The 10,185-nt window shown below is 42.0% G+C and carries 6 protein-coding genes; all 6 read left to right on the top strand.

The window, feature by feature from the left end:
- Positions 1-118 precede the first annotated feature (118 nt).
- The 6 genes from AC5FEC_RS09210 (at position 119) to AC5FEC_RS09235 (ending at position 10,035) form a co-directional block, all read left to right on the top strand.
- Complete coding sequence (locus AC5FEC_RS09210; RefSeq protein WP_493661993.1) at positions 119-1,540, top strand: NADP-dependent glyceraldehyde-3-phosphate dehydrogenase; 1,422 nt, start codon at positions 119-121, stop codon at positions 1,538-1,540.
- 330 nt (positions 1,541-1,870) lie between these two features.
- Entirely contained in the window at positions 1,871-3,784 is a 1,914-nt protein-coding gene (gene glgB / locus AC5FEC_RS09215; protein WP_304949233.1) for a 1,4-alpha-glucan branching protein GlgB, read from the top strand.
- Positions 3,785-3,787: 3 nt separating this feature from the next.
- Positions 3,788-4,930, top strand: coding sequence for a glucose-1-phosphate adenylyltransferase (locus tag AC5FEC_RS09220; protein WP_493661994.1), 1,143 nt, complete (start codon positions 3,788-3,790; stop codon positions 4,928-4,930).
- Complete coding sequence (gene glgD / locus AC5FEC_RS09225; RefSeq protein WP_493661995.1) at positions 4,920-6,059, top strand: glucose-1-phosphate adenylyltransferase subunit GlgD; 1,140 nt, start codon at positions 4,920-4,922, stop codon at positions 6,057-6,059. The genes AC5FEC_RS09220 and glgD overlap by 11 nt, the downstream gene beginning before the upstream one ends.
- Positions 6,056-7,486 (top strand): glycogen synthase GlgA, encoded by a 1,431-nt coding sequence (gene glgA / locus AC5FEC_RS09230; RefSeq protein ID WP_062199788.1) that lies wholly within the window; start codon positions 6,056-6,058, stop codon positions 7,484-7,486. The genes glgD and glgA overlap by 4 nt, the downstream gene beginning before the upstream one ends.
- Positions 7,487-7,638: 152 nt before the next feature.
- A complete protein-coding gene (locus AC5FEC_RS09235; protein ID WP_493661996.1) occupies positions 7,639-10,035 on the top strand; it encodes a glycogen/starch/alpha-glucan phosphorylase in 2,397 nt (798 codons plus the stop codon).
- Positions 10,036-10,185: the final 150 nt, after the last annotated feature.

The following is a 10,185-nucleotide window of genomic DNA, read 5'->3' on the forward strand; positions in this document are numbered from 1 at the left end:
TAAACAAGGAGTAATAATTCAAATTGCAAAAATTTTCTATAAATTTATAGTTTTTGCTTGAAATTTTCTGAAAATTTGCTAAAATATAAAACAATAACTTTGATGGAGGGGAATTTTGATGCAATATAAAAATTATATTAATGGAGAATGGAGAAGTTCCGAAAAGGAAATTACTATTAGTTCTCCAATCAACAATGAAGTCCTCGGAACAATTCCTGCCATGACTCAGGCAGAAGTTGATTATGCTATGGCGCAAGCGCGTGCTGCTCTTCCTGCTTGGCGTGCTCTTTCAGCGGTAGAACGTGCAGCATATTTGCATAAAGTTGCCAATATTTTAGAGCGCGATCAAGAAAAAATTGGCGAAATTCTTGCAAAAGAAGTTGCAAAGGGAATTAAAGCCGCTATTGGCGAGGTAGTTCGTACAGCGGATCTTATTCGCTATGCAGCAGAAGAAGGAATCCGTGTTCATGGTCAGGTGCTGGAAGGTGGTGGCTTTGAGGCAATCAGTAAGAAGAAGCTAGCTGTTGTCCGTCGTGAACCTGTTGGTGTTGTTTTAGCGATTGCGCCCTTTAACTATCCGGTCAACCTTTCGGGCTCAAAAATTGCTCCAGCTCTGATTGGTGGAAATGTTGTCATGTTTAAACCACCAACACAAGGATCAATTTCTGGTCTTCTTTTAGCACAAGCTTTTGCGGAAGCTGGTCTTCCTGCTGGTGTTTTCAATACCATCACTGGGCGTGGATCAGAAATCGGCGATTACATTATTGAACATAAAGAAGTTAACTATATCAACTTTACGGGGTCAACTCCTATTGGGGAACGGATTGGTCAACTGGCGGGCATGCGGCCGGTTATGCTAGAATTAGGTGGTAAGGATGCAGCGGTAGTTCTGGAAGATGCAGATCTTGAACGTGCAGCCAAACAAATCGTTGGTGGAGCTTATAGTTACTCTGGTCAACGCTGTACAGCCATTAAACGTGTCATTGTCATGGAGAGCGTAGCAGATAAATTGGCAGCGCTGCTTCAGGCAGAGGTAGAGAAATTGACGGTTGGTGATCCGTTTGATAATGCGGACATCACACCAGTCATTGATAATGCATCGGCTGATTTCATCTGGGGCTTGATTGAAGACGCTCAGGAAAAAGGAGCGTCAGCCTTGACAGAAATCAAACGTGAAGCAAATTTGATTTGGCCTGTCTTGTTTGACAACGTTACACTTGATATGAGATTAGCTTGGGAAGAACCTTTTGGTCCAGTTCTTCCGATTATTCGCGTGGCTTCCGTAGAAGAAGCTATCGAAATCTGTAATCAGTCTGAATTCGGTCTTCAATCTTCAGTGTTTACAAATGATTTCCCTAAAGCATTTGAAATTGCTGAAAAATTAGAAGTGGGTACGGTGCACATTAATAATAAGACTCAGCGGGGTCCAGATAATTTCCCATTCCTTGGTGTGAAAGGTTCTGGCGCGGGGGTACAAGGGATCCGATACAGTATCGAAGCAATGACACAAGTGAAATCCATCGTGTTTGATGTGAAATAAAGAAGAAAGGCGGCTTTGTGCGGCCTTTTTATGTATGTGAAAGCTAATGTTTAACAAAAATGGTTTCGAAAGAAATATGTAAATTTACATATTGGTCTATATCATTATGAAAGTTTTCAAGAATTTGTAGAACATATTTTTAGCGGAAAAGGAATGAGAAGGTGATTTTGTGTCGAAAGGGAGGCAATTTCCTTGCACTTTCCCCCTATTTTTCCTTAATGTTCGATTTTTGTAATTTTCCGTAATGATTTTTGAAATTTACTTGAAAAAGAAGTAGAAATAAGGTAGAATGGTAGTGTAGAAAACGCTTACAAATAGGAAGGTGATTACATGGATAAAAACGAAGCTTTGAGAACCTTTACGACAGGTGAAAACTTTCATCTACAGCATTATTTAGGGGTTCATCAGGAAGAAATTGATGGAAAGCTGGGATATACTTTTCGTGTTTGGGCACCAAATGCTCAGAGTGTTCATTTGATAGGTGATTTCACCAATTGGTATGAAGGCCAGATTCCAATGATTCGCAATGAAGCAGGGGTTTGGGAAGTCTTCACTGAATTGCCTAAAGAAGGAGATATTTACAAGTATAATGTCAAGCGCAGCAGTGGACAAGAGATTTTAAAAGTGGATCCACTGGCGATTTATTTTGAAGAGCGTCCTGGTACAGGGGCAGTTATTCATACGATTCCTGAAAAGAACTGGAAAGATGGCTTGTGGCTAGCCAGAAGAAAACGTTGGGGATTCTTCTCGCGTCCAGTCAATATTTATGAAGTTCATGCAGGTTCTTGGAAGAGAAATGATGATGGAAAACCCTATAGTTTTGCTCAACTAAAAGAAGAACTCATTCCTTACCTTGTTAAGATGAACTATACGCATGTGGAGTTCATGCCACTAATGGCTCACCCGCTCGGTCTCAGTTGGGGTTATCAGTTGATGGGCTACTTTGCTTTTGAGCATACCTATGGGACACCAGAGGAATTCCAAGACTTTGTTGAAGAGTGCCACATCAATAATATTGGGGTTATTGTAGACTGGGTTCCTGGTCACTTTACCATCAACGATGATGCCTTGGCCTACTATGATGGGACTCCGACATTTGAGTATCAGGATCATGATAGAGCGCATAACTATGGTTGGGGAGCACTGAATTTTGACTTGGGTAAGAATCAAGTACAGTCCTTCCTGATTTCAAGTATTAAATTCTGGATTGACTTCTACCACTTAGATGGGGTTCGAGTTGATGCAGTAAGTAATATGCTTTACCTTGACTACGATAGCGGTCCATGGCAGCCAAATAAGGACGGCGGCAACCGCAATTATGAAGGCTACTATTTCTTGCAGCGGCTCAATACCGTCATCAAGTTGGCCCATCCGGATGTTATGATGATCGCAGAGGAAAGCTCCAGCAATACCAAGATTACTGGAATGCGTGAGTTAGGCGGTCTAGGATTCGACTACAAGTGGAATATGGGATGGATGAATGACATCCTGCGTTTCTACGAAGAAGATCCAATTTATCGCAAATACGACTTTAACTTAGTCACTTTCAGCTTTATGTATGTCTTCTCAGAAAACTTCTTGCTGCCATTCTCCCATGACGAAGTGGTGCATGGTAAGAAGAGTCTGATGCATAAGATGTGGGGTGACCGTTATAATCAATTTGCGGGACTTCGTAATCTGCTGACTTATCAAATCTGTCACCCAGGTAAGAAACTGCTCTTTATGGGTGGAGAATTTGGTCAATTCCTAGAATGGAAATCAGAGGAACAGCTAGAATGGTCAAATCTTGATGATAGGCTCAATAAGCAAATGCAAGATTTCACATCTGCACTGAATCTGTTCTATAAAGAAAATCGTCCGCTTTGGGAAAATGATGTAAGCTACGATGGTATCGAAATCATTGATGCGGACAATACTGATCAAAGTGTCCTTTCCTTTATCCGTAAGACGGCTAAAGGAGAAATGTTAATCTGTGTATTCAATATGGCGCCTGTAGAGCGAAAAGACTTTACGATTGGTGTTCCAGTTGCAGCCATTTATGAAGAAGTATGGAATACCGAATTAGAAGAATGGGGAGGTGTTTGGAAAGAACATAACGAAACAGTTCAGTCTCAAGAGGGACTATGGAAAGATTATCCGCAGACCTTGACCTTTACGTTGCCAGCTTTGGGAGCAAGTATTTGGAAAATCAAGCGTCGTGTGAATGTTCGTAAAAATGCTAAAAAAGATTCCACAAAGGAGTAGGATATGAAGAATGAAATGCTAGCTTTGATTCTTGCCGGAGGGCAAGGAACTCGTCTTGGAAAGCTCACACAAAGTATTGCGAAACCAGCAGTACAGTTTGGTGGTCGTTATCGTATTATTGATTTCGCGCTCTCTAACTGTGCCAACTCTGGTATTCATAATGTAGGCGTGATTACGCAGTACCAACCACTCGCCCTGAACAGTCATATTGGGAATGGTTCAAGCTGGGGACTTGATGGTATCAACACAGGCGTGTCCATTCTTCAACCTTATTCAGCAAGTGAAGGAAATCGTTGGTTCGAAGGTACCAGTCACGCTATTTTCCAAAATATCGACTATATCGACAGTATCAATCCAGAATATGTATTAATCCTTTCTGGAGACCATATTTACAAGATGGACTATGATGACATGCTTCAATCTCACAAGGATAACAGTGCTAGCTTGACGGTTGCTGTCTTGGATGTTCCTCTCAAAGAAGCGAGTCGTTTTGGTATCATGAATACCGATGCCAATAATCGAATTGTTGAATTTGAAGAAAAACCGGCTGAACCTAAGTCTACCAAAGCTTCTATGGGGATTTATATTTTCGATTGGAAACGTCTGCGCAATATGCTAGTTGCTGCTGAAAAGAGCAATGTGGATATGTCTGACTTTGGTAAAAATGTTATTCCTAACTATCTTGAGTCAGGCGAAAGCGTCTACGCTTATGAATTCAAAGGCTACTGGAAAGACGTGGGTACGATTGAATCACTTTGGGAAGCTAATATGGAATACATTGATCCGCACAATGCTTTAGACAGCCGTGATCGTCAATGGAAAATTTACTCACGCAACTTGATTTCACCGCCAAACTTCTTTGGAGAAAATGCTCATGTTGAAGATTCCTTGGTTGTTGATGGATGTCTTGTTGATGGAACAGTGAAACATTCGATCCTTTCTACGGAAGCTCAAGTTCGTAAGGATGCCGTAGTTGAAGATTCCGTTATCATGAGTGGAGCAATCATTGGACAAGGTGCTAAGATTAAACGTGCTATCATTGGTGAAGGAGCAATTATTTCTGATGGCGTAGAAATTGATGGAACGGATGAAGTCCAAGTTGTCGGATACAATGAAAAAGTGGGGGTACCAACAGATGAAGATTGATAAATATTCAGCGATTTTAGGAAATACAGTAGGTTTCCATGATATGTCAACTTTGACAGAACAGCGTCCAGTTGCAACTTTGCCATTCGGCGGAAAATATCGTTTGATTGACTTCCCCCTTTCTAGCCTTGCTAATGCTGGTGTTCGTAGCGTCTTTGGTATCTTCCAGCAAGACAATATTAGCTCTGTATTTGACCATATTCGTTCTGGTCGTGAGTGGGGCCTTTCTACTCTTTTGAGTCACTACTACCTTGGGATTTACAATACTCGTGTAGAAAGTAGCACAGTTGGGAAAGAATATTATGAGCAATTATTGACTTACTTAAAACGCTCAGGCTCTAATCAGACTGTAGCGCTCAACTGTGATGTTTTGACGAATATTGATTTAAACCAAGTATTCCATCTTCATAATACAACTGAACAGCCAATTACAGTTGTTTATAAAAAATTGCCAAAAGAAGAAGTGTCCGAGGTAAACTCAGTGTTTGAAATTGATGACACCGATCATGTGAGAAGTCAACAGTTATTTGATGCTCGAGCAGAGGGTGAAATGTTCAATATGTCAACAGACATCTTTGTAGCAGACACCCCATGGCTGATTGAAAAATTAGAAGAAGAAGCTAAGAAAGAATATCCTCAAAAATTACGTTATGTTCTTCGTGACTTGGCAGTGCAAGAAGGAGCCTTTGCTTATGAATACACTGGCTATCTGATAAATATTCACTCTGTAGAAGCTTACTACAGGGCTAATATTGACATGCTAGACTCACAAAAATTCTATTCACTCTTCTCACCAAATCAAAAGATTTACACCAAAGTGAAGAATGAAGAGCCAACATACTATTCTCCAGCTTCCAAGGTTTCTCGCTCACAGTTTGCATCAGGTAGCATTATTGAGGGCGAAGTGGTTAATTCTGTTATTTCACGTAATATAAAGATTAGTGAAGGAAGCCGAGTAAAAAGCAGCGTTCTCTTCCCACGTGTTACAGTTGGCAAAAATGCGGTTGTTGAATACGCTGTTGTTGACAAGAATGTGGACATTGCTGAGGGAGTAGTTGTTCGCGGAACAGCAGAACACCCAGTTGTGATTAAGAAGGGCCAAAAAGTTACAGAGGATATTATTCAATGAAAATTTTATTTGTAGCAGCAGAAGGTGCACCTTTTTCTAAAACAGGTGGTTTGGGAGACGTCATTGGCGCTCTCCCTAAATCACTTGTGAAAGATGGTCATCAAGTAAGTGTTATCTTGCCTTATTATGATTTGACAGATGCGAAATTCCGTGATCAGGTAGAAGATCTATTCTCATTCGAAGTAAGTGTTGGCTGGCGTCGTCAGTTTGTAGGAGTGAAACGCATTGTTTTAAACGATGTAAATTTCTATTTTATTGATAATCAGCATTATTTCTTCCGTGGGCATGTTTATGGCGATTTTGATGATGGTGAGCGCTTTGCCTATTTCCAATTGGCTGCAGTGGAGCTGATGGAAAGAATTGATTTCATTCCAGATGTCCTGCATGCTCACGATTACCATACAGCTATGATTCCTTTCTTGGTTAAAGAAAAATACCGTTGGATTCAGGCATATAATAACATCAAGACCGTTTTAACAATTCACAACTTAGAATTCCAAGGTCAGTTTTCTGATGGTATGCTTTGGGAACTCTTTGGTGTCGGTTATGAACGTTATGCAGACGGAACCCTTCGCTGGAATGATTGCCTTAACTGGATGAAAGCGGGTATTTTGTATGCTGATCGTGTGACAACTGTTTCACCAAGCTATGCCAATGAAATTCGGACGGCTGAGTTTGGCTGCGGCTTAGATCAGGTTCTTCGAATGGAATCTGGCAAGCTGGTTGGTATTGTCAATGGAATTGATACAGATATCTACAATCCAGAAACAGATAAATTACTAGCTCATCATTTTAGTAAAGATGATTTGTCTGGGAAATTAGAAAATAAGCGGGCTCTTCAAGAAAGAGTAGGGCTGCCAGTTCGGGATGACGTTCCGTTAGTTGGAATAGTCTCTCGTTTGACACGTCAAAAAGGTTTTGATTTGGTAGTGGAAGAATTGCACAATCTGTTACAGGAAGATGTGCAAATTGTCCTTCTTGGAACAGGAGATCCTGCATTTGAACAATCCTTTGCTTGGTTTGGACACGCTTATCCTGAAAAGATATCTGCTAATATTCTTTTTGATGTTACTTTGGCTCAAGAAATTTACGCAGCGAGCGATATTTTCCTGATGCCAAGCCGCTTTGAACCGTGTGGTTTGTCCCAAATGATGGCTATGCGCTATGGAACCCTCCCTCTTGTGCATGAAGTAGGAGGTTTGCGTGACACTGTTGAGCCATACAATGTGTATACTGGACAAGGTACAGGTTTCAGCTTTAATAATTTTTCTGGCTATTGGTTGACATGGACTTTCAAGGAAGCCTTGAATATATATGCCCATGACAAAGAAACATGGCATTCGCTTCAAATGCAGGCGATGGAAAGAGATTTCTCATGGGACACTGCAAGTAAGGCCTATAGCGATTTGTATCAATCACTTTACTAACATTCACTTTAGAATCAGAATAGGGAAATCCTCTCTTATTGATGTAATAAGGGAGGATTTCCGTAAAGACATCCTTTTGTATGTTATTATAGAATATGAGATGATTCTTAAAACCGATTCCCTCGTTAAAGAAAGGAAGATATCCCTCAAAAATGGAACTTACTAAAGAACAGTTTATCCGTAACTTTAAGGATACCCTCCATGAAAGGCAGCTAATTAAAGTAGCGGATGCTACACCAGCAGAGCTTTTCCAAGCCCTTGCTAGTACCATTCGTAAATACATTACGCCGCTTTGGCTGGAACGTCGCAATAAACTCGTGGAACACCAGCAAAAAACAGCTTATTATTTTTCAATTGAGTTTCTGCCAGGTCGTATGCTGGAAACCAATCTACTCAATTTAGGTATTCTTGATACGGTCAAGGAAAGCTTTGCTGATTTGGGCGTTGACTTTGAGGATGTAAAAAATGCTGAGCACGATATGGCTTTGGGAAATGGGGGCCTTGGCCGCTTGGCAGCAGCCTTCATGGATTCGCTAGCTACAACTGGCTATCCAGGATTTGGCAATGGACTTCGTTATCGCTACGGTCTTTTCAAGCAGAGAATCGTGAATGGCTATCAGGTCGAGATTCCAGATGATTGGTTTGGCAGTCTGGGCAATGTCTGGGAAACTCGTAAGGATCACGGTATTGTAGATGTTAAAATCTTTGGTAATGTTTACCTCCGTGCCAATGAAGAAGGCCGCATTGTGCCGGTTTATGAACATGCTCAAACTCTGCGAGCTGTTCCTTATGACGTGCCGCAAATTGGCTTTGGCAATGACAATATCAACAATCTCCGTCTTTGGGATGTTGAAATTCCAGAAGAATATGAATTGGACTATCCAACCATTGAAGCTCGTCGACGGGTGCAGGATATCACAGCCATTCTCTATCCAGACGATTCTAGTTACAAAGGAAAAGAACTGCGGCTGATTCAGGAATACTTTATGACCAGTGCGGGTCTGCAGACCATTATCAAATCCTATCTCAAGCAAGGTCGACCGCTCAAGGATATTCATGAGAAGGTTTCCGTCCATATCAACGATACTCACCCAGCAGTTGCGCCAGCTGAGTTTATGCGCCTCTTGATGGATGAGTATGATCTGGAATGGGCAGATGCTTGGAATGCTACGGTGAAGACCATGAGCTACACTAACCATACCATTTTGTCAGAAGCCTTGGAAAAATGGGATGCAGAGCTCTTTAAGAATGTCCTGCCGCGGGTTTATCAGATTATCCTAGAGATTGACAACCGCTATGTAGCTGAAATGGCTGGACGTGGCCTTGATCCGCAGGTTATCGAAAACACTCGGATTGTCAAGGATAATCAAATCCACATGGCTCACTTAGCCATTATCGGTGGACACTCAATTAATGGGGTTGCCAAACTCCATACCGAGTTGCTCAAAGAAGATACTTTGCGTGATTTCTACAGCATTTACCCAGAAAAGTTCAACAACAAGACCAACGGGATTATCCAGCGCCGCTGGCTGCAGATTGCGGATGAGCCCCTGTCAGCTGAGATTGATAAGTTGATTGGTAAGGGCTGGAGAAGAGATATTCACGAGCTGCGCAAGCTTTTGAAATTCAAGGACGATAAGCAAGTGCTAGACGATTTCTATCGTGTCAAGCAAGAAGCCAAGGCTCGTTTGGCTGACTTCATCAAGGAATCAACAGGAGTGGAAGTCTCTACAGAAGCCATCTTTGATGTACAGGTGAAACGCCTCCACGCTTATAAGCGTCAGCTGCTCAACCTGCTTCATATCATTAAGCTCTACTGGGACCTCAAGGACAATCCTGATAAGGATATGGTGCCGCGCGTCTTTATCTTCGGTGCCAAGGCTGCTCCGGGCTACCACTTTGCCAAGTCTGTTATCAAGCTGATCAATGAAGTGGCCAATCTGGTCAACAAGGATGAAAGCCTGCAAGGCAAGCTCAAGGTTGTTTTTCTAGAAAACTACCGAGTCAGCTTGGCTGAGCTCATCATTCCAGCAGCAGATGTATCTGAGCAGATTTCTCTGGCTTCCAAGGAAGCTTCGGGTACTTCTAACATGAAGTTCATGATGACAGGTGCCATTACTTTGGCGACTTTGGACGGAGCCAATATCGAAATCAAGGATGAGGTCGGTGACGACAACATTGTCATCTTCGGAATGGACAAGGACCAAGTTTACGAGCATTATGCCCTCCACGATTACTACTCACGCGGTGTCTATGAAAGCAATCCAGACATTCGCCAGGTAGTCGACACCTTTGTCAATGGCACTATTCCAAATGTCCGTGAAGAAGGCTCTGAAATATACGAGGCCCTCATCACCCACAATGATGAATACTTCCTCTTGGAAGACTTCCATGCCTACGTAGAGGCTCAAGAGAAGATTGATGCGCTCTATCGTGACAAAGAAAAATGGGCCCGCATGAGCTTGATCAACATCGCTACATCTGATAAGTTTACCTCAGATGATACCATTGAGCAATATGCCAAGGAAATCTGGAACTTAGAGAAATAATAACAGTTGAGAGGCTGGGACAAAAATCGGTAATTCGTTAGAATTCGATTTCGTCGTCCCACCTCCGCACAGTTGAGTAGGGCTGTAAAAGCTGATGAAATCAGCGTAGTAGAGCCCACTCAACCACTGCGTCTTGCTCGACAATCCAAA

Source organism: Streptococcus sp. STC1396, from assembly GCF_058933875.1.

Coding starts and splice junctions, on each gene's coding strand:
- AC5FEC_RS09235 (WP_493661996.1), top strand. CDS start 7,639: ATGGAACTTACTAAAGAACAGTTTATCCGTAACTTTAAGGATACCCTC.
- glgB (WP_304949233.1), top strand. CDS start 1,871: ATGGATAAAAACGAAGCTTTGAGAACCTTTACGACAGGTGAAAACTTT.
- glgA (WP_062199788.1), top strand. CDS start 6,056: ATGAAAATTTTATTTGTAGCAGCAGAAGGTGCACCTTTTTCTAAAACA.
- glgD (WP_493661995.1), top strand. CDS start 4,920: ATGAAGATTGATAAATATTCAGCGATTTTAGGAAATACAGTAGGTTTC.
- AC5FEC_RS09220 (WP_493661994.1), top strand. CDS start 3,788: ATGAAGAATGAAATGCTAGCTTTGATTCTTGCCGGAGGGCAAGGAACT.
- AC5FEC_RS09210 (WP_493661993.1), top strand. CDS start 119: ATGCAATATAAAAATTATATTAATGGAGAATGGAGAAGTTCCGAAAAG.